Genomic DNA, 17,671 nt, shown 5'->3' with positions numbered 1-17,671 from the left:
TGACGGTCACGAACCGATCCCCAGCGCGAGCAGGGGAAGTTGCACCATGGGATCCGAGGTCGGCACCACGGATCCGCCAGTCGGCTCAACCGTCACGGTGAACGCGTACGACCGCTCGTTCAGCCCGTCGGTCACGATCGGCGCGGGCGTGCCGTCCGCCGCCGGATCGGCACCCAGCACGCCGAGGGAGCGGAAGGACGTAGGGCGCTCGCTCACCAGCCACAACTGGTAGACGGTCCGTCCCTCCAGGCGCGGCAGCCCGTGCACCGTCACCACGGCGCGGCGCAGGTCCCGTGACACGACGGCGGTCACCCCCCGTCCATGGTCGTCGCTCGCGAAGGCGGGGCGGGCGTCGGCGGCCGTCAGAACCTCGTTCACCGCACGCGCGTTCCCCCGTTCCCTGTCCAGTTGGATGGCGGTCCGCAGCAGCAGGGCACCCAGCACCGCGCAGACCAGGAGGGCCGCCCCGGCGCCCGTCGCGGCCAGGCGCACCGGGGACGGCCGGCGCCACGCCTCCCACCACCGGCCCGGTCGTAGGGGTTCCAGGGGTTCAAGGGCTTGCGGCGCTTCCTGATCCCCCCGCACCCCGTCCACCGGCACCCCGTCCACCGGCACCTCGTCCACCAACAGCGGCACCATCGGGGGCGGCGGCGCGGCGGAACCCCGGTTGCCGAGCCGCACGGTGTCCCCGGCCAGATCCCGCACCCGCTCGGCGCACGCGTCGCAGCGCATCAGATGCCGCTCGAATCGGCGCAGTTCCCGCGGCGCGAGGGTGTCCAGCGCGTACGCCGCGGCCAGTTCGTGCACGGAACCTCTCATGGGTCGCCCCGCTTCCCTCCGCGGTGCACGCACCGTCCGGCCGGGCCTATATCACGTTACAACCCTGTGACACAAATTCGCCCCGGTCCGCCAATCCGCCGTCCGACCGGCCCCGAACAACCCACGCAGGACCTCTTCCAAGGGGGAGGGGCCAGACTCGCGAAGGACCGACGCGATGACCGCACACAGCAGGAACAGGCTCACGGCCCGGTTCGGGCGATCGCGCACGATCGCCCTGCTGGCCGCCGGCGCACTGGCGGCGGGGGGACTCGCCGCGGTGGGCGTCACCGGACTGGAGCCGGGGACGGCACAGGCGTCCAGCCACCGGGAGGCACCGCTGATCTCGGGGCAGCCGCAGTACGACACCACGGACGTCTACGCGTTCGTCAGCCCCGACCGCCCGGACACCACCACGCTGGTGGCGAACTGGATACCGTTCGAGGACCCGGCCGGCGGCCCGAACTTCTACAAGTTCGCCGACGACGCCCAGTACGACATCCACATCGACAGCGACGGGGACGCCCAGGGCGACTACCTCTACCGGTGGACGTTCCGGGACCACCTCCGCAACAAGAAGACGTTCCTCTACAACACCGGCCCGGTCACCAGCCTCGACGACCCGGACCTGAACTTCTTCCAGACCTACGACATCGACCTGTTCCGGCTGCACGACCAGCAGGTCACCGGCCGCTACAAGGTCGCGAACGACGTGCCCGTCGCGCCGTCGAACGTCGGCAAGGCCTCGATGCCGGACTACAACGTGCTGCGCCAGCAGGCCGTCAAGGACCTGGGCCGCGGCACCACGGCCTTCGCCGGCCAGTCCGACGACCCGTTCTTCCTCGACCTGCGGGTCTTCGACCTGCTCTACGGGGGCAACCTCTCCGAGGTCGGCGACGACACCCTCAAGGGCTACAACGTAAACACCATCGCCCTGCAGGTCCCGACGGCCGCGATCCGCCAGTCGGCCAAGCAGCCGGTCGTCGGCATCTGGTCCACCACGCAGCGGCGCACGGCGAACGGCGACTGGGCACAGGTCTCGCGCCTCGGCATGCCGCTGGTCAACGAGGTGGTCAACCCGCTCAAGGACAAGGACCGGTTCAACGCGTCCTCGCCCTGGAACGACGCCCAGTTCCTCAAGAACGTGACCCACCCCGAACTGCCCGTGCTCATCGAGGGCATCTACAAGATCAAGGCGCCGGCCACGCCGCGCAACGACCTCGTCCAGGTGTTCCTGACGGGTGTGCCCAAGCTCAACCAGCCGCCGCACGTCCGCCCGTCGGAGATGCTGCGCCTCAACACGGCCGTCCCGCCCACCGCCAAGCCCAAGCGGCTCGGCGTCCTGGACGGCGACAACGCCGGCTTCCCCAACGGCCGCCGGCTCGGTGACGACGTCGTGGACATCGCGCTCCAGGTGGTGGAAGGCGAACTGGTCGGGTCGAAGAACGACCTGGGCGACGCCGTCAACGCCAACGACCAGGCCTTCGGCGCCAGCTTCCCGTACGTGGCCCTGCCGGACTCCGGCTCGGACGGCCCGCTGGCCAAGCCGGCCACCAACTCGGCGCAGACCAACGGGGTCACCCAGCTCAACGGGGGCGGCCTGCTCACGGGCGGCGGTGACGACAACACCGTGCTCATCGCCTCCGCGGCCTCCGGCGGCGCGGGCGTGCTGCTGATCGGCGCCGCACTGCTGTGGTGGCGGATGCGCCGCAGCCCCGCCGGCCGCCGGGCGCACGGCCGGGCCTGACGCACCGCCGCGCCGGACCCGACGGCCCGGCGCAGGCACACCGCACGGCACCCGGCCGGGACGCACCGCGAGCGCCCCGGCCGGGCTCCACCCCATCATCCCGAAAGGCAGCAGCCATGGACGTACCGGCCCCGGGCCGACTGCGCGCCGCCGTCCTGTACGCGGCGCTGGTGCTCGGCCTCGCGCTGGCGCTCACCGCGGGCGCGCTGGTCCTCGGCGGGTCCCCCGCCCCGCGGGACGCCGCGCGGACCGCGGCACCCGCCGCCGACGCCCCGCTGGACCGCCTCGCCGAGGGCGACCTCGCGGGCGGCATCGCGGCCCTGCAGACGCACCTGCGGGCCCAGCCCGACGATGCCCCGGGGTGGGCCGCCCTCGGCGCCGCCTACGTCGAGCAGGCCAGGACCAGCGGCGACCCGACCCGCTACCCGCAGGCGCAGGCCGCCTTCACCCGCTCGCTGCGGATCTCCCCCCGCGACAACGACGCCGCACTCGCCGGACGGGCCGCGCTCGCCGCCGCCCGCCACGACTTCCGCACCGCCCTCACCGAGGCGGACCGGGCGCTGAAGGTGAACCCGTACGGGGAGCGCGCCCTGGCCGTCCGGGTCGACGCCCTGGTCGAACTCGGCCGCTACGACGAGGCGCTGCGCGCCGCCGAGCACGCGGACGCGGTGCGTCCCGGCATCCCGGTCTTCACCCGCCTCGCCTACGTCCACGAACTGCGCGGCGACCCGGCCGGTGCCCGCCGCATCCTGAGCCGCGCCCTGGACTCCGCCGCGACCCCGGGCGACACCGCCTACGTCGCCACGGCGCTGGGCCAGCTCGCCTGGAGCCAGGGCCAGTACCCGGCCGCACTGCGGCACTTCGCCACCGCGCTGCGCGCCGACCCCGGCTACCTGCCGGCGGTCGAGGGCCGCGGCCGTACGTACGCGGCACGCGGCGACCGGGAGAAGGCCCTGCGCGACCTGGGGCGGGTCGTCGACCGCTACCCGCTGCCCGCGCAACTCGCCGAACTGGGCGAACTGTACGAGGCCACGGGCCGGGACGAGCGGGCGGAGCAGCAGTACGCGGTGGTCGGCACCTGGATCGCCCTCGCCCGGGCGAACGGCGTCGCCACCGACCTCGACGCGGCACTGGTCGCCGCCGACCACGGGGACGCCGCCGAGGCGCTGCGCGCGGCCCGGGCCGAATGGTCGCGCCGGCAGACCGTCCACACCGCCGACGCGCTCGCCTGGGCCCTGCACGTCAACGGCCGCGACCGCGAGGCCCTGACGTACGCCGGACGCTCCTCCGCGCCGGGCTACCGCAACGCGGCCTTCCTCTACCACCGCGGCGTCATCGAGGCGGCCCTCGGCAGGCGCGCGGCTGCCAGGACGTCGCTGGCCGCGGCGCTCCGCCTCAACCCCGGCTTCTCCCCCACCGCCGCCCCCGCCGCCCGCCGCGCGCTGGCACGCATCGAAGGAGACCCGTCATGATCCGGCGCAGGACGGCCGCCGCGGCGGCCGCGGCAGCGGCGGGAGCGGCCCTCGCGCTGCTGCCCGCGGGACAGGCGCAGGCGCATCCGCTGGGCAACTTCACCGTCAACCGCTACGACGGCCTGGTCGCCGCCCCCGGTGTGCTGCGGATCGACCACGTCGAGGACCTCGCCGAGATCCCCGCGGCCCAGGCCGTCCCCGCGATCGACCGGGACGGCGACCGGGCGCTGGGCCGCGCCGAGTTGGCGGACTGGGCGGGGGCACGGTGCGACGCGGCCGCGGAGGGCGCACGGGCGTCCGCCGGCGGTCGCCGCGAACCGGTCACCGTGCGCCGGGCCACGGCGACCGTACGGCCGGGGCAGGCGGGGCTGACGACACTGCGCGTCGAGTGCCGGATGACGGCGCGCCTGCCGGACGGCAGGTCCGCGTCCCTGACGTACCGTCCGGCGGACATCGGTGCCGGGCCGGGCTGGCGGGAGATCACCGCGCGCGGCGACCGGATGACGCTCCACGACGCCGACGTGCCGGGGACGTCGGTGTCGCGGCGGCTCACCGCGTACCCGAAGGACCTGCTCTCCTCGCCCGCCGACGAGCGCGCGGCCGGTTTCCGGGTGACCCCGGGCGGCCCCGCGCTGGCGGCGGAGGACGACGCCCCCGCCGCCGGTGTGCTGCCGCGCGGCGCGGACCGCTGGACCCAGGCCCTCACCGACCTGGTGTCACGGCACGCGCTCACCCCGGGGTTCGCCGCCCTGGCCCTGCTCACGGCGCTGGCCCTGGGCGCGATGCACGCGCTCGCGCCCGGGCACGGCAAGACGCTGATGGCCGCGGCGGCCGCCGCGGGCGGCCGGCGGTCGCGCAGGGACATGGTCGCGCTGGGCGCGTCGGTGACGGTCACCCACACCATGGGGGTGTTCGCGCTGGGCCTGCTGGTGACGACCGGTTCGGCCGCGGCGCCCTCGGTCATCGGCTGGCTGGGCGTCGCCAGCGGGGTGCTGGTCGCCTGCGCCGGTGCGGCGCTGCTCCGCCGCGCCTGGCGGCTGCGGGGTCAGCCCCACGGACATGGGCACGGGCACGGGCACGGGCATGACCACGGCCACGACCACGACCATGGGGGCGGCCACCACGGGCACGGCCATCACCACCACGGCGAACACCACGTCCACCCGCGCCGCCCCGCACCTGCACCCGCACCCGGGACGGCGGCGCAGACCGCGCCCGCGGCCGTCCTCACCGCCGAACGCCCCGCCCCCGAGCGCCACGTGCACGTCCACCCGCACACACACCCGCACGAGCCGCGGCCCACGCTCCGGGGCACGATCCTGCTCGGCTTCGCCGGCGGTCTCGTCCCCAGTCCTTCCGCGGTGGTCGTCCTGGTGGGTGCCGCGGCACTGGGCCAGGCCTGGTTCGGCTTCCTGCTGGTGCTCGCGTACGGCGCGGGTCTGGCGATCACGCTCACGGCCGCCGGTTTCGCCGTCGTACGCCTCGGGCGGCTGGCCGGGAAGGCGTCGGCGCTGCGCGCCCGCGGCCGGCTGTTCACGGCGGCACGGCGGCTCGCGCCGCTGGCCACGGCGTCCGTGGTGCTGGTGCTGGGCTGCGGTCTGCTGCTCAGGGCGGCGTTGGCGCTGCCGGCTTGAGGGAGCTTTCCGCCGAAAGGGTCCGTTCGGGAGGAAGTTCGGTCATGCTGGGCTGCGGGCGGCACGAAGGGGGGACACGCCGATGACACGGCTCGTGGCGGGGCGCTACCGGCTGATCAGCGAGCTGGGCCGGGGCGGCATGGGTGTGGTGTGGCTGGCCCGGGACGAACTGCTGGGCCGCGAGGTGGCCGTCAAGGAGGTCAAGGCGCCGCCGGGCCTGGAGGACGGGGAGGTCGAGCGCCTGTACGCGCGGCTGCAGCAGGAGGGCATCGCGGCCGCGCGGGTCGAACACCCCAACGTCATCAAGGTGTACGACGTGGCCATGGCCGAGGGCAGCCCGTGGATCGTCATGGAGCTCGTCCGGGGCGTGACGCTCGCCGACGTCCTCGACGCGGAGGGCCCCATGGACCCCCGGCGCGCCGCGGGGATCGGCGGCAAGGTGCTGGCGGCGCTGCGCGCCGGCCATGCGGCCGGAGTGCTGCACCGTGACGTGAAGCCGGGCAACGTGCTCATCGGCAACGACGGGCGGGTCGTGCTCACCGACTTCGGCATCGCCATGATCGAGGGCTCCTCGGCGATCACCCGCACCGGCGAACTGGTGGGCTCACCGGAGTTCCTGGCCCCCGAGCGGGCGCTCGGCCGCCGGCCCGGCCCGGAGTCGGACCTGTGGTCGCTCGGGGTGCTGCTGTACGTGGCGGTGGAGGGCGGTTCGCCGTTCCGCCGCGACACCGCGCTGAGCACCATGCGCGCGGTGGTGGACGAGGAACTGCCCGAGCCGCGCAGGGCGGGGCCGCTGGTCCCGGTGATCACCGGGCTGCTGCACAAGGACCCGACGGCCCGGATCCCGGGCGACGAGGTGCAGCGGCGGCTGGACGCCCTCGCCGCCGGGCGCACCCCGCCGGGCGGCGGAACGGCCTACGCCACCACCCAGGCCGCCGTGCCGATGCCGCCGGGGCCGGACGGCACACCGGTCCGGTCCACGCCGGTCTCCTCGACTCCCGTCTCCTCGACACCGCTCGGGCCGACGACGCCCGTCGGCACCGGATTCGGCCCCCCGTCAGGTGGCCTCCCGGCCCGGCCTCGTCGCGCGGCGGTGGCGATGGCCGCGGGCGTGCTCGCCCTCGCCCTGGGCATCGGGGGCGTGGCCTACGCCCTGCTCGACGACGGCTCACCCGGCGGTTCCGGCCACGGCACGACCACCGGGAACACCCCGGGCGGCGACGGGACCCCGTCCGCCACCGGCTCGCAGGACGACGACACGGACGCCAGCGGCTACGAGGCGACGGCCGGCGGCGGCGACTCCGCGTCCCCGCACACCTCGGCGCCGCCCAGCACCCCGGCCCATGTGAACGTCCACGTCACGGTGTCGGCCGTGCGCGACACCTACACCGGGGGCTGTCCGCCGCCCGCGGAGCAGGCGCCGTCCTTCTCGGCGGTCGTCACGGTCGACCGCACCCCGGTGACGGTCACCTACCGCTGGAGGACGAGCGGCGCCGGTTCCGACCATGGCTGGCAGACCCTCGACTTCCCCTCGGGCGGCCCGAAGAGCCGGACGGTCGAGCACACCGAGCCGTCCTACGAGCCGGACGGCACGATCGAGGGCTGGGTGGCGGTCGAGGTGCGCAGTCCGGTGGGGACGGAGTCCGCGCACGTCCCGTTCACGGTCACGTGCCGGGCGCCGAGCCCGTCGCCGAGCGGTTCCGAGGGGACGGCGACGACCCCCTGAGGCAGCGTCGGCACGGACGAGGGGTGCCGGGCCGTGGCCCGGCACCCCTCACCTCACGTCGTCCGGGTGCTCCGCGCTGCCGTGCCGCGGGTCACGCGGCGGAGGTGAACACCGGCAGGTAGCCGCCGGACTGGCCGGAAGCGGTGGGGTGGTAGGACTCGTAGACGGGGAGGGTGAGGCTGTGCAGCCAGGCCGAGCCCGAGCAGAGCTCGTGCCCGGTGAAGGTGCCGCGGACGTCGGCGAAGGCGAAGCCGTGGTCGGCGGCGCGCTTCGCGGTGACGGTGTCGAGGAGGTCGGCCGCGTCGTTTATGGCCCTGCGCTTGGTCTCGCTGAGGCCGATGCAGGTGGTGCCCAGCTTGTAGAAGCGCGGGTAGCCGAGGACGACGACCCGGGCCGAAGGGGACCTGGAGCTGATGGCGTTGTAGACGGAGTCGAGCCGTGCGGGCAGCTGGTTGTTGGCGAAGTCCCTGGCCTGGTTGATACGGCTGAGGCAGGTGCTGTCGGAGCTGAGGACGCAGGTGGTCATCACGTCGGCGAAGCCGGCGTCGTTGCCGCCGATGCTGATGCTGACCAGGGTCGTCGAGGCGTTGAGCGGACCGAGCTGGTTGTTGAGCACGTCGGTCGTGGTCGCTCCGGAACACGCGGTGAAAGAGAACCCGGACGGGCTATGCGCGTTCGCCCACAGCCGGGGGAACGCCTTGCTGCTGCGGTAGCAGCTGCCGCTCGAGCCGTCGTAGCTGCCGGACCCGACTCCGGCGGAGTACGAGTCGCCCAGGGCCACGTAGACGGGGCCGGCGGCTCGGGCGGAACCGGCACCAACCAGGGTGAGTGCGGCGGTAAGGAGAAGTGTGGATGCGGCTGACACGAAACGGGACAGTCTCATGGAACCTCCCTTAGCAGGATCTCTGCCGCATCTTTCGTACCGCGCAGTAACACGTTCGGGAAGTGTCCATGCCAAGATTTCTTGACATGGACATTCCTGTGAGCTGTCCGTGATCGCCGCTGCGTGCACCGGAAGTGACGCCGTCTCGGCCGGCGGGCTCTACTCCCGTAGTTGGGAGGCCCTTTAGGGGCGCCGGCGGCGGCACCGCCCGGACGCGCCATCCCCGGCCGGACGCCCGGGTACCCCGTGAACCGCCCGCTGTGCCCGGATCGGGCCGGTTCCACCGGGCGTTCGGGGATTCCCGGTGATTCCGCCACTGCGTGAAAACCCGGTGCGGACGCGGACCCCGTGCCGGATCATGAGCGACATGCCCGACGCAACGCCCCCGCATCGCGCCCTGTCCATCCGTCTCGGCATGAACGACGACGACTCGCCGTCCGACGCCATCGACGCCCTGTTCCTGAGCCGCTTCGTCACCGGCGAGCAGCCCTACTCGTGCGGCACGTCCCTGGACCGGGTCAAGTCGGGGCTGACACTCGTACCGGGCGACGGGTCGGTGCTGCGCTCCGCGCGGGACAAGGACCGCGGCGCGACCCTCGCCGAGGGCGACGGCTGGACGATCCTCGTGTCGCGCTGGCACCGCCGTGCCGACGTGACGGTGACCGCGGTCACCGAGGAGCTGGCGCAGCGCGTCCTGGCCGAGGCCGTCGAGGACGCCGAGGACCAGCCGGAACCGCAGCCCGACGACGTGACCATGGGCTTCTGGTACGTCGCCCCGCGCCGCGGGCCGCACCGCATCACGCGGCAGATCAGCGCCGCCCCCTGGGACGACGTGCGGGGCAACTACACCGCGCCGGTGGCGGAGGCCATGGACGGGCTGATGAAGCTCACCGCCGCCGACGTCAGCGGCCGGCTGCTGCTCCTGCACGGCCCGCCGGGCACGGGCAAGACCTCCGCGCTGCGCACGCTGGCCCGCGCCTGGCGCGACTGGTGCCAGGTGGACTGCGTCCTCGACCCCGAGGTGCTCTTCAACGACGTCGGCTACCTGATGGAGATCGCCATCGGCGAGGACGACACCGAAGGGCCGGGCCGCTGGCGGCTGCTGTTGCTGGAGGACTGCGACGAGCTCATCCGCGGCCAGGCCAAGCACCAGACCGGCCAGGCGCTGTCCCGTCTGCTCAACCTCACCGACGGCCTGCTCGGCCAGGGCCGCAACGTCCTGGTCGGCATCACGACCAACGAGGACCTGGAGCGGCTGCACCCCGCGGTGGTCCGCCCCGGGCGCTGCCTTGCCCGGATCGAGGTGGGCCCGCTGACCCGCGCCGAGGCGACCGGCTGGCTCGGCACGTCCGAGGGCATCGGCCGGGACGGCGCCACGCTCGCGGAGCTCTACGCCCTGCGCCGCGGCGCCTCCTCCTCCGGCGGCACCGCGCTCCCCCACCAGACGACCCCGGCCTCCGCCTCCGGAGGCCTCTACCTCTGATGGCCCCGCCCGGCGGCGCGACGGGGAGGATACGGACCCGCACCCCGGCGGAACTGCGCCGCAGTCGCCGCCCGCGGTCGCACAACTGCTGGGACCACCTGTACGCGGCGCCGCTGTGGCCGCTGCACGGCGCCAACCTCGGGACGCTGCTGCGCACCTGCGACGCCGTCGGCGCGTGCCTGGTCGTCCCGCGCTTCCCCTGGGTGCCGGAGGCGCTCGCCCGCGGCAACACCCTGCGGCGGCCCGCCTGCGTGCACTGGACCGGCGATCCCCTGGGCTGGCTGCAGCGGCAGCGCGACCGCGGAGCGCACGTCGTCGGGGTCGAACTCGCCGACGAGGCGGTCCGGCTGGCGGACCTGCCGGCCGCGCGGCGCACCACGGTCGTCGTGCTGGGGCACGAGCAGCAGGGCATCCCGCCGGAGGCGCTCGACCTGCTCGACCTCGCCGTCGAGATCCCCATGGTCGGTATGGGCGCCAGCCTCAACGTCGCGGTCGCGGGTTCGCTGGCGCTGTACAAACTCGCCGGACTGCTGTGAGCGGCGCGCGCTACGCCTCGTACGCGGCGCGCAGCGCGTCCCGCACGGCGTCCTCGGCGGCGGCGCGGTCCAGGCCGAGGCGCCGCACGCGCTGGGCGTAGGCCGACGCGGCGGCGGCCGCCTCACGGGTGGCGGCGTCGCCCGCGGCCGCGACGAAGGTGCCGTTGCGGCCGCGGGTCTCGATCACACCGTCCGACTCCAGGGCGCGGTAGGCCTTGGCCACGGTGTTGGCCGCCAGGCCGAGGTCGTCCGCGAGCCCGCGGACGGTCGGCAGCCGGTAGCCGACCGGGAGGGCCCCGGAACGGGCCTGGTCCGCGATCTGCTCGCGCAGTTGCTCGTAGGGCGCGGCGGCCGCGTCCGGCCTGACGGTGATCTTGAGGCTCACGGTGTGTCGTCCTCCCGGCGGGACGGGGCAGCGCTGTTTGTCGCGGCCATTGTGCTGCACGCACCGTCCGCGAGGACGACGGCGCGGCCGGGCACCGCCGGGTCGTGGGCGATCGCGTCCCCCGGCTCGTGCAGGTGCAGCACGAAGCGCTCGCCCGCGCGGTACGCCTCCAGGCCCGCCCTGCAGTACGCCACCATGTCGTCCGGCAGCGCGTCCAGGGGGAACCATGCGAGCTCCGAGCACTTCTCCGGCTCGCGGTTGACCGGCTCGTGGACGCCGCCGTCCGCCTCGAAGAACCAGCCGATGCGCTCGCCTCCGCCGGGCGCGCGGTGCTGCATGACCAGGGCGACGGCGACGTCCTCGGGGCGCAGCACGACGCCCACCTCCTCCTGGGCCTCGCGGACCAGGGCGGTCAGGACGTCCTCGCCGTCCTCGACGTGGCCGGAGGGGGCGTGCAGCAGGCCGTCGGCGTAACCGGTGTTGACGCGGCGGCCGAGCAGGACCTCGTCGCCGCGGCGGAGGACGAGGTGGACGTCGACGATCTCCGTGTGCCTGCGGGGCTGCTTGATCCGCACGACCGCGGCGTAGCGCTCGTCGTGGACCGGGCCGCCCCACAGCGCGGTGTCGTGGGCGAGCTGCTCCACCTCGGTGTGCTCGGCGAGCGGCCGTACCATCGCGGCCAGTTCGGCGGCGCGGATGCCCACCGGCTCGGCTTCTCCCCAGCACCCCTCGACCAGCACGAGGCGTCCGCCGCGGCGCAGCAGCCGGGCCCAGCGGCGCAACGCGGCCACGGGGTCGGGCAGCGCCCACAGCATGTGCCGGACGAGCACCACGTCGAACCGGCCCTGTGCGACGGGCGGTTCGGCCGCGTCCCCGAGCAGGACGCGGGCCCCGGTGCCGGCCAGCTTCGCCCGGGCCAACGCGGCCATGCGCGCGGAGCGGTCGACGGCGGTCACCCGGTGCCCCTGCTCGGCGGCGAGCCGCGCGAGGCTGCCCGTGCCGCACCCGAGGTCGAGCACGTCCGCCGGGGTGCCGGGCAGCCACGCCCGCAGCCGCGCCGCCCACGCCTCCCGCACGGCCGGCTCCCGCAAGCCGTGGTCGGGCTCCTCGTCGAAGCGGTCGGCCACGGTGTCCCAGTACGTGTCACTGCTGAGTTCGCCCACCCCGTGATCCTTCCACCCCCCACTGACAACGCCCCCGTGCTTCCCCGCGGGACCGCCGGGTCCGGCCGGACGACCCCCCACGTGGCGATCCCCCGAGGAAGGGGCGGCAGACGGATCCCGCCGAGGCCTGACCACGACCGCCCCCAACCGCCCGCGGACGCGGACGACTCCCGCGCGGGACCAGGTGCGCGCGGCCCCGCATCCGGTGCCGCGGCCGAGGACGCCGCCCCTGCCCCGGCCGCACGGGGCCGGCCCCACGCGGCCGCCACCGGCTCCCCCCGTTCCGGAGGGCCGCAGGGAAGCCCCCGGCAGAGCCGGGCCGGCCCCCCAACCACCCGCGACCGGCTTTTCCCGGCCCGGATCCCCGCCCGCCGCCGCGGAACGCCTCCCGCCGGAAGGGGCGTCAGCTCAGGCCCAGGTTCCGGTAGCGGGTGCGGCGGGCGGCGAGGCGGACGGCGCGGGGGTGGGCGCGCAGGGCCGCGAGTTCGGCACCCAGGACCGCGCCGAGGCGGGCCAGGAACGCCTCGGGCTCGTCCGCCGCGTCGGGCGTCTCCTCCACCACCCGGTCGACGATCCCGTGCGCGGCCAGGTCCGCCGACCGCACCCCCTGGCGCCCGGCCACCTCGTACGCCCGTTCCGTCGTCCGGTACAGGATCGCCGAGGCCCCCTCCGGCGGCAGCGGGGAGAGCCACGCGTGCCGCGCGGCCACCACCCGGTCCGCGGGCAGCAGCGCGAGCGCGCCCCCGCCGGCGCCCTGTCCGAGCAGCAGGCACAGCGTGGGCGCGGGCACGGTCATCAGGTCGGCGAGGGAGCGGGCGATCTCGCCCGCCAGGCCGCCCTCCTCGGCCTCCCGGGACAGCGCCGCACCCGCGGTGTCGACCACGGACAGCAGCGGCAGGTCCAGTTCCGCCGCGATGCCCATGCCGCGGCGGGCGACCCGCAGGCCGGCGGGGCCGAGCGCGGACGGCCGCCCGTCGCCGGTCTCCCGCCGGTCGTGGCCGAGGACGACGCAGGGCGTGCCGCCGATCCGGGCGAGCGCGAGCAGGAGTCCGGGGTCCCGTTCCCCCGCGCCGGTGCCGCTGAGCGGCGTCACGTCCCGGGCGGCCGCCGCCAGCAGGGCGCGCAGCCCCGGCCGTTCGGGCCGCCGTGAGCGCCGGATGGACTCCGCGGCCGGAGGAGCGGGGGCGCCCGGCGCGGGCTCGGGCCCGGCCCCGCCGGTGTCCGGGGCGCCCGCCGTGTCGCCGCACAGCACCCCGAGGACGCGTGCCGCGACGTCCGCGAGTTCCGCGGAGGGCAGCACGGCGTCCACGATGCCGTTGGCCAGCAGGTTCTCCGCGACCTGGACGCCGGGCGGGAACTCCTCGCCGTACAGGGCCTCGTGGACCCGCGGGCCGAGGAAGCCGATGAGCGCGCCGGGTTCGGCGGCGGTGACGTGCCCGAGGGAGCCCCAGGACGCGAAGACCCCGCCCGTGGTCGGGTGCCGCAGGTGGACCAGGTACGGCAGGCCCGCGGCCTTGTGGTCGGTGATGGCCGCCGCGACCTTGACCATCTGCAGGAACGCGATGGTGCCCTCCTGCATCCGCGTCCCGCCCGAGGCGGGCGAGGCCAGCAGGGGCAGCCGCTCACGGGTGGCCCGTTCGACGGCCCGTACGAGGCGTTCGCCCGCGGCGACGCCGATCGAGCCGCCCAGGAAGCGGAACTCGCCCGCGACGACGGCGACCCGGCGGCCGCGGATCCTGCCCTCGCCGGTGACGACCGACTCGTCGAGCCCGGTGCGCTCCCGTGCCCGGGCGAGGTCGGCGCGGTACCCGGCGTCGTCGAGGTAGCCGGGCAGTGCGGTCACGGGCTCGTCCCAGCCGTGCCAGGTGCCGGGGTCGGCGACGGCGTCGATGAGCTCCAGGGCGGCCGCGCGGCGGCGCGTCGGTTCGGTCATGGCGTCACCCTAGGGTGCCTGCCGGGGCCTGTGGCCAGGGCCAACACCTCACGGAACACGGGGCGGAGGTCACTCGTACGGCGCAACTCCATCACGGGGCGGGGGTCGTTGTGGGGATGTGGTCACAGTCGATTCCCAGAACGCACCGGGTGCGCCGGCCGGGAACGAGGTCCCCCGGACGGTTCCGGCGCCCATCCGCCGCAGCCGTCCGTACCGCCCGAGGGAGGGCGTCCCCCTCGGGGAATGGGTCTTCGTCCCGGGGACGGCGGGATTCTTCGGCCGGAGTCCGGACGCCTACATCGAGCGTGGCGAGGAGCGCATTCCGCTCGTGTACTGCTCTTCGGAACTGGAACAGTTCACCAACGAAATGGTCGGCATCGAGGGGGATTTCATCCGCCGCTGCTCCGGCATCGATCTGGATGCGCGGTATTAGGGCGTGCATTCACCGTATCCCCCGCCCACGCCCGGCCCCGACAGGAATTCCTTCATGCCGCCTTTGCAGGACCGTTTCCGCTTCGAGAACGACATGCCGTACGAGGACCACCTCAGCGGCCACACCATTTACAGTCCCCGCCAGGCCCCGGACGACACTTCGGGGAACGGGTTCTTCTCCGCCCCGGACTACGACGTCCTGAACGGGGCGTGGACGTCCGAGGAGGAATTGGCCCAGCTCCTCGAACCCCCTCTGGCGGAGGAGGTGGACGACTACGAGGAGGAGGACGACGACGTCTTCGCCGCGCCCTCCCCGGAGTCCGCGACCCACGAGCTGCCGCTCACCCGGCACCGGCACCGCAGGATCCGCCGGGCGGCGCTGCGGCAGAAGGCGGCCAGGACCCAGACGCTCAGCTTCGTCGTCGCGGCGGTCGCGGCCACCATCGTGGCCATGGTGAGCGTGCTCGGGGGGATGGTCGCCCACGACCCGTTGCGCCACATCGCCACCACCAACGGGGCGTCGGGGCTGGCGGGCTGGTGGCCGCTGCTGGTCTACGGCCCCTGGATGGTGGCCTCGTTGTCGATCCTGCGGGCCGCGCTGCACCAGCGCCGGGCCCCGCACTCCTGGGCGGTCGTGCTGCTCTTCTCGGCCTTCGCGATCCTGTTCTGCGTCGCCTCCGCCCCCCGGACGATCACCGACTGGACCGTCGCCAGCCTCCCCGCCATCGCGGCGCTGTCCTGCTTCCACCAGCTCGTACGGCAGATCACCCTCACCCACCCCCCGCGGCGCACCCCCCGCAGCCGGCACTCCTCCTGAGGGGGCCACGCGGCGACACCGCCCATGATCCGCATCATTGACGTGTCCATTGCGACGATGTGAGGATGCCGGTGATCCGGTCGTGCAACGAGCTCTTCCTGGAGGGGACATGAACAAGCGCAGGGGCGCCTCGGTCGCCGTGGCCGTGGCCGCGACGCTCACCGGGATGCTGGCGCTCGCCGCCCCGGCGAACGCGAGCGTGCCGTACAAGGTGTACTCGACGAGCGCGGCCTGCAAGACGGCCGGCCAGAAGTTCGTCGACTCCGGCCAGGCCTACCAGTACACGTGCACGTGGGACAGCCCGGGCTACCTCCTGACGCTCTGGCTCGGCTGAGGGCCGGCGGACCGCACCCGGGAACAGGCGGGCGGGCGGCGCCGGACAGGACTCCTGTCCGGCGCCGCCGTCGTGCCGGGGGGACCCGGGCCGCACCGGCGACCGGCATCCTCAGCCCCCGCTTAGCGATGCCTTAACGCCGCCATAAAGATCGCCCGCAGGTCCTCCGAACAGGGGTTCCGCCCGTGCGGCGCGGCTAGCGTGCTGGTTCGCCGGCGCCCGTCGGCACCGCGCACCGGGCCACCGCCGAAGGAGAACCCCACCATGACCGCACGCCGCAGGGCCGCCCTGGCCACCGTCCTCGGGATCGGACCGCTCGCACTGACCGGCCTGGCCGCGGGGCCGGCGAGCGCGCACGGCACCATGGGCGGCCCGGTCAGCCGGGTGCTGAGCTGCTACGCGGAGAACCCCGAGAACCCGGCGTCGGCCGCGTGCAGGGCGGCGGTCGCGGCGGGCGGCACGCAGGCCTTCTACGACTGGAACGGGGTGCGCATCGGCGACGCGGCCGGACGCCACCGGCAGGTGATACCGGACGGCAAGCTGTGCAGCGCGGGCAACGAGGAGTTCAAGGCGCTGGACCTGGCGCGGGCCGACTGGCCGGCGACGAGGATGACGCCGGGACGGCAGGACCTGGCGTACCGGGTGACGGCCCGCCACAAGGGCTCGTTCGAGCTGTACATGACGAAGGCGGGGTACGACCCGTCGCGGCCGCTGACGTGGTCGGACCTGGAGGCGCAGCCGTTCGCGAAGGTGACCGACCCCCAGGTGCGGGACGGCAGTTACGTCCTGCCGGTGGACGTGCCCGCCAGGTCGGGACGTCAGCTGGTCTACGCGATCTGGCAGCGCTCGGACAGCCCGGAGGCCTTCTACTCCTGCTCCGACGTGGTCTTCGGCGCGGACGCCGGGAAGACCCCCGGGGCGCCCGCCGCGCCCGCGACCTCGGCCCCGGCCGGGACCGGGAGCCCCGCCGCGGCCACGACCGCCCCCGCGCCCACCGCCTCCGTACCGGACGACGCGCGGATCGCCGCCGGGGCGGACCGGTCGACGGTGCGCCACCACCACGCGCACACCGCCGCGGACGGCTCGGCGAGCCCGCTCGCGGAGCCGTCCGCGACGGCGGACACGTCCCTTTCCGGCGCGGACCTGGCGGAGACCGGAAGCAGCAGCACCGGCACGACCTCGCTGATGGCGGCGGGGGCCGCCGCCGTCTCGCTCGGTGCGTCGGTGCTGCTGCTCGTCGCCCGCAGGCGCCGGACGCGGGTCGGCTGACGGGGGACGTCAGCTGAAGACGTCCCCGCAGTCGGTCGCGGTGGCGTGCGCCGGGTCGAGGGCGTTGGCCGCCTCGTGGAACACGATGCGGTCGGTCAGCCCGACGAAGACGTGCTCGGACAGGTCGAGCGGGCACAGGTCCTGCAGCACCACGTTGCGGACGTCGGGGCCGGACAGGAACTGCGAGGTGTACGGCGTGACGACCTCGTCGTACTTGGTCGCGATCACCGTGTAGTGGACGCCGGGGAGGGTGCCGCCGCCGGCGTTCAGCTTGGTGAGGAAGGCCGATCCGGCCATCTGGTCCGTCAGCCCCTGCGGGCTGAGGTGCTCGATGGCCTCGGCCGCCCCGGGGTAGTACGGCAGCAGCCTGAGCAGCCCGCCCAGGTCGGTCCCGTGGTTGCTGGGCGCGATGCCGACGAGCGCGTTCACCTTGGGGGCACCGCCCAGGAACTTCATGTAGTAGCGCGGCATCATGCCGCCCTGGGAGTGCCCGACGATGTCGACCTTGCCCGCGCCGGTGGCCGTGAGGACCCGGTCGACGTAGTCGGCGAGCTGCTGGGAGGACGCGGTGATGGAGCCGAGCCCGTAGAAGAGGGGCACGCCGGGCAGCTGGCCGTAGTCCAGGGAGTAGACGCAGTAGCCCCGCTTGACCAGGTAGGGCGCGAGGCCGAGCCAGTTGTCGATGGAGTTGCCGAGGGTGCCGTGGACGAGGACGACGGGCCGCGGGTGGGCGGCGGGCGGCTTGCAGGACCAGTTGTTCCAGCCGCTGCTCGCGGTGGCGCCGGCGGTGGTCGCGGCGGCGACGGTCGTGGTGGCGTGGGTGTCGGACGTGGGGGTCTTCGCCAGTGCGGTGGTCGTGCTGTCCACCAGGACGGGGGTGGCGAAGAGGGCGGCGGTGAGAGTCAGCGCGGAGAGGAGCCGGAGCGCTGATCGCGGTCTGATGGGCAGCATCGAGCGATCTCCTCGCAGGTGGGGGAATGACTGGCTCCCGTGCAGCCTGTGATCCGGATCACCAGAGTGCTGAGCTTCCGTCAATTTACG

The 17,671-nt window shown here is 74.6% G+C and carries 16 protein-coding genes; 10 read left to right on the top strand and 6 right to left on the bottom strand.

The features are described from left to right. Positions 1-6 precede the first annotated feature (6 nt). Positions 7-819 (bottom strand): anti-sigma factor, encoded by an 813-nt coding sequence (locus ACFYYN_RS28530; RefSeq protein ID WP_500548045.1) that lies wholly within the window; start codon positions 817-819, stop codon positions 7-9. Positions 820-994: 175 nt separating this feature from the next. Between ACFYYN_RS28530 and ACFYYN_RS28525 the strand changes: the two genes are divergently transcribed. The 4 genes from ACFYYN_RS28525 (at position 995) to ACFYYN_RS28510 (ending at position 7,395) form a co-directional block, all read left to right on the top strand. Then, complete coding sequence (locus tag ACFYYN_RS28525; RefSeq protein ID WP_500548044.1) at positions 995-2,563, top strand: DUF4331 domain-containing protein; 1,569 nt, start codon at positions 995-997, stop codon at positions 2,561-2,563. 116 nt (positions 2,564-2,679) lie between these two features. Further along, positions 2,680-4,035 (top strand): tetratricopeptide repeat protein, encoded by a 1,356-nt coding sequence (locus ACFYYN_RS28520; RefSeq protein WP_500548043.1) that lies wholly within the window; start codon positions 2,680-2,682, stop codon positions 4,033-4,035. After that, positions 4,032-5,669 (top strand): nickel transporter, encoded by a 1,638-nt coding sequence (locus ACFYYN_RS28515; RefSeq protein WP_500548042.1) that lies wholly within the window; start codon positions 4,032-4,034, stop codon positions 5,667-5,669. Before ACFYYN_RS28520 ends, ACFYYN_RS28515 begins: the two co-directional genes overlap by 4 nt. An 82-nt stretch (positions 5,670-5,751) precedes the next feature. Next, complete coding sequence (locus ACFYYN_RS28510) at positions 5,752-7,395, top strand: serine/threonine-protein kinase (RefSeq protein ID WP_500548041.1); 1,644 nt, start codon at positions 5,752-5,754, stop codon at positions 7,393-7,395. 91 nt (positions 7,396-7,486) lie between these two features. Here the strand turns inward: ACFYYN_RS28510 and ACFYYN_RS28505 are convergent, their stop codons facing one another. Further along, the gene (locus tag ACFYYN_RS28505; RefSeq protein WP_500548040.1) at positions 7,487-8,278 is read right to left on the bottom strand and encodes an SGNH/GDSL hydrolase family protein; all 792 of its coding nucleotides are present in this window, start codon (positions 8,276-8,278) and stop codon (positions 7,487-7,489) included. A 367-nt stretch (positions 8,279-8,645) separates the two neighbouring features. On the opposite strand from ACFYYN_RS28505, the gene ACFYYN_RS28500 reads away from it, so the two are divergent. Then, entirely contained in the window at positions 8,646-9,761 is a 1,116-nt protein-coding gene (locus ACFYYN_RS28500) for a DUF5925 domain-containing protein (RefSeq protein WP_500548039.1), read from the top strand. Beyond that, the gene (locus ACFYYN_RS28495) at positions 9,761-10,297 is read left to right on the top strand and encodes a TrmH family RNA methyltransferase (protein ID WP_500548038.1); all 537 of its coding nucleotides are present in this window, start codon (positions 9,761-9,763) and stop codon (positions 10,295-10,297) included. The genes ACFYYN_RS28500 and ACFYYN_RS28495 overlap by 1 nt, the downstream gene beginning before the upstream one ends. Positions 10,298-10,307: 10 nt before the next feature. On the opposite strand, the gene ACFYYN_RS28490 is transcribed toward ACFYYN_RS28495, so the two are convergent. The 3 genes from ACFYYN_RS28490 to ACFYYN_RS28480 all read right to left on the bottom strand — a co-directional run bounded on the left by ACFYYN_RS28490 (position 10,308) and on the right by ACFYYN_RS28480 (position 13,778). Further along, positions 10,308-10,682 (bottom strand): GntR family transcriptional regulator, encoded by a 375-nt coding sequence (locus ACFYYN_RS28490; RefSeq protein WP_500328477.1) that lies wholly within the window; start codon positions 10,680-10,682, stop codon positions 10,308-10,310. After that, positions 10,679-11,845 (bottom strand): methyltransferase domain-containing protein, encoded by a 1,167-nt coding sequence (locus ACFYYN_RS28485; protein ID WP_500548037.1) that lies wholly within the window; start codon positions 11,843-11,845, stop codon positions 10,679-10,681. Before ACFYYN_RS28485 ends, ACFYYN_RS28490 begins: the two co-directional genes overlap by 4 nt. 403 nt (positions 11,846-12,248) lie before the next feature. After that, on the bottom strand, positions 12,249-13,778 hold the full coding sequence (locus tag ACFYYN_RS28480; protein ID WP_500548036.1) for a carboxyl transferase domain-containing protein: 1,530 nt from the start codon (positions 13,776-13,778) through the stop codon (positions 12,249-12,251). 118 nt (positions 13,779-13,896) lie between these two features. Between ACFYYN_RS28480 and ACFYYN_RS28475 the strand changes: the two genes are divergently transcribed. The 4 genes from ACFYYN_RS28475 (at position 13,897) to ACFYYN_RS28460 (ending at position 16,630) form a co-directional block, all read left to right on the top strand. Then, positions 13,897-14,211, top strand: coding sequence for a hypothetical protein (locus ACFYYN_RS28475; RefSeq protein WP_500328482.1), 315 nt, complete (start codon positions 13,897-13,899; stop codon positions 14,209-14,211). 54 nt (positions 14,212-14,265) lie between these two features. Beyond that, positions 14,266-15,027 (top strand): DUF2637 domain-containing protein, encoded by a 762-nt coding sequence (locus ACFYYN_RS28470; protein ID WP_500548035.1) that lies wholly within the window; start codon positions 14,266-14,268, stop codon positions 15,025-15,027. 109 nt (positions 15,028-15,136) lie between these two features. Beyond that, positions 15,137-15,361, top strand: a complete 225-nt coding sequence (locus ACFYYN_RS28465) for a hypothetical protein (protein WP_499511037.1) — start codon at positions 15,137-15,139, stop codon at positions 15,359-15,361. A 264-nt stretch (positions 15,362-15,625) separates the two neighbouring features. After that, entirely contained in the window at positions 15,626-16,630 is a 1,005-nt protein-coding gene (locus ACFYYN_RS28460; RefSeq protein WP_500548034.1) for a lytic polysaccharide monooxygenase auxiliary activity family 9 protein, read from the top strand. Between the two features lie 9 nt (positions 16,631-16,639). On the opposite strand, the gene ACFYYN_RS28455 is transcribed toward ACFYYN_RS28460, so the two are convergent. Then, entirely contained in the window at positions 16,640-17,581 is a 942-nt protein-coding gene (locus tag ACFYYN_RS28455) for an esterase/lipase family protein (RefSeq protein ID WP_500548033.1), read from the bottom strand. Between the last annotated feature and the right edge of the window lie 90 nt (positions 17,582-17,671).

This window comes from Streptomyces sp. NPDC001902, from assembly GCF_042891295.1.
GTDB lineage: Bacteria > Actinomycetota > Actinomycetes > Streptomycetales > Streptomycetaceae > Actinacidiphila.
The sequence above is the reverse complement of the archived record's forward strand: the minus strand, read 5'-3'. Positions and strand labels throughout refer to the sequence as shown.

Coding starts and splice junctions, on each gene's coding strand:
- ACFYYN_RS28505 (WP_500548040.1), bottom strand. CDS start 8,278: ATGAGACTGTCCCGTTTCGTGTCAGCCGCATCCACACTTCTCCTTACC.
- ACFYYN_RS28530 (WP_500548045.1), bottom strand. CDS start 819: ATGAGAGGTTCCGTGCACGAACTGGCCGCGGCGTACGCGCTGGACACC.
- ACFYYN_RS28525 (WP_500548044.1), top strand. CDS start 995: ATGACCGCACACAGCAGGAACAGGCTCACGGCCCGGTTCGGGCGATCG.
- ACFYYN_RS28480 (WP_500548036.1), bottom strand. CDS start 13,778: ATGACCGAACCGACGCGCCGCCGCGCGGCCGCCCTGGAGCTCATCGAC.
- ACFYYN_RS28455 (WP_500548033.1), bottom strand. CDS start 17,581: ATGCTGCCCATCAGACCGCGATCAGCGCTCCGGCTCCTCTCCGCGCTG.
- ACFYYN_RS28500 (WP_500548039.1), top strand. CDS start 8,646: ATGCCCGACGCAACGCCCCCGCATCGCGCCCTGTCCATCCGTCTCGGC.
- ACFYYN_RS28515 (WP_500548042.1), top strand. CDS start 4,032: ATGATCCGGCGCAGGACGGCCGCCGCGGCGGCCGCGGCAGCGGCGGGA.
- ACFYYN_RS28470 (WP_500548035.1), top strand. CDS start 14,266: ATGCCGCCTTTGCAGGACCGTTTCCGCTTCGAGAACGACATGCCGTAC.
- ACFYYN_RS28465 (WP_499511037.1), top strand. CDS start 15,137: ATGAACAAGCGCAGGGGCGCCTCGGTCGCCGTGGCCGTGGCCGCGACG.
- ACFYYN_RS28520 (WP_500548043.1), top strand. CDS start 2,680: ATGGACGTACCGGCCCCGGGCCGACTGCGCGCCGCCGTCCTGTACGCG.
- ACFYYN_RS28495 (WP_500548038.1), top strand. CDS start 9,761: ATGGCCCCGCCCGGCGGCGCGACGGGGAGGATACGGACCCGCACCCCG.
- ACFYYN_RS28510 (WP_500548041.1), top strand. CDS start 5,752: ATGACACGGCTCGTGGCGGGGCGCTACCGGCTGATCAGCGAGCTGGGC.
- ACFYYN_RS28460 (WP_500548034.1), top strand. CDS start 15,626: ATGACCGCACGCCGCAGGGCCGCCCTGGCCACCGTCCTCGGGATCGGA.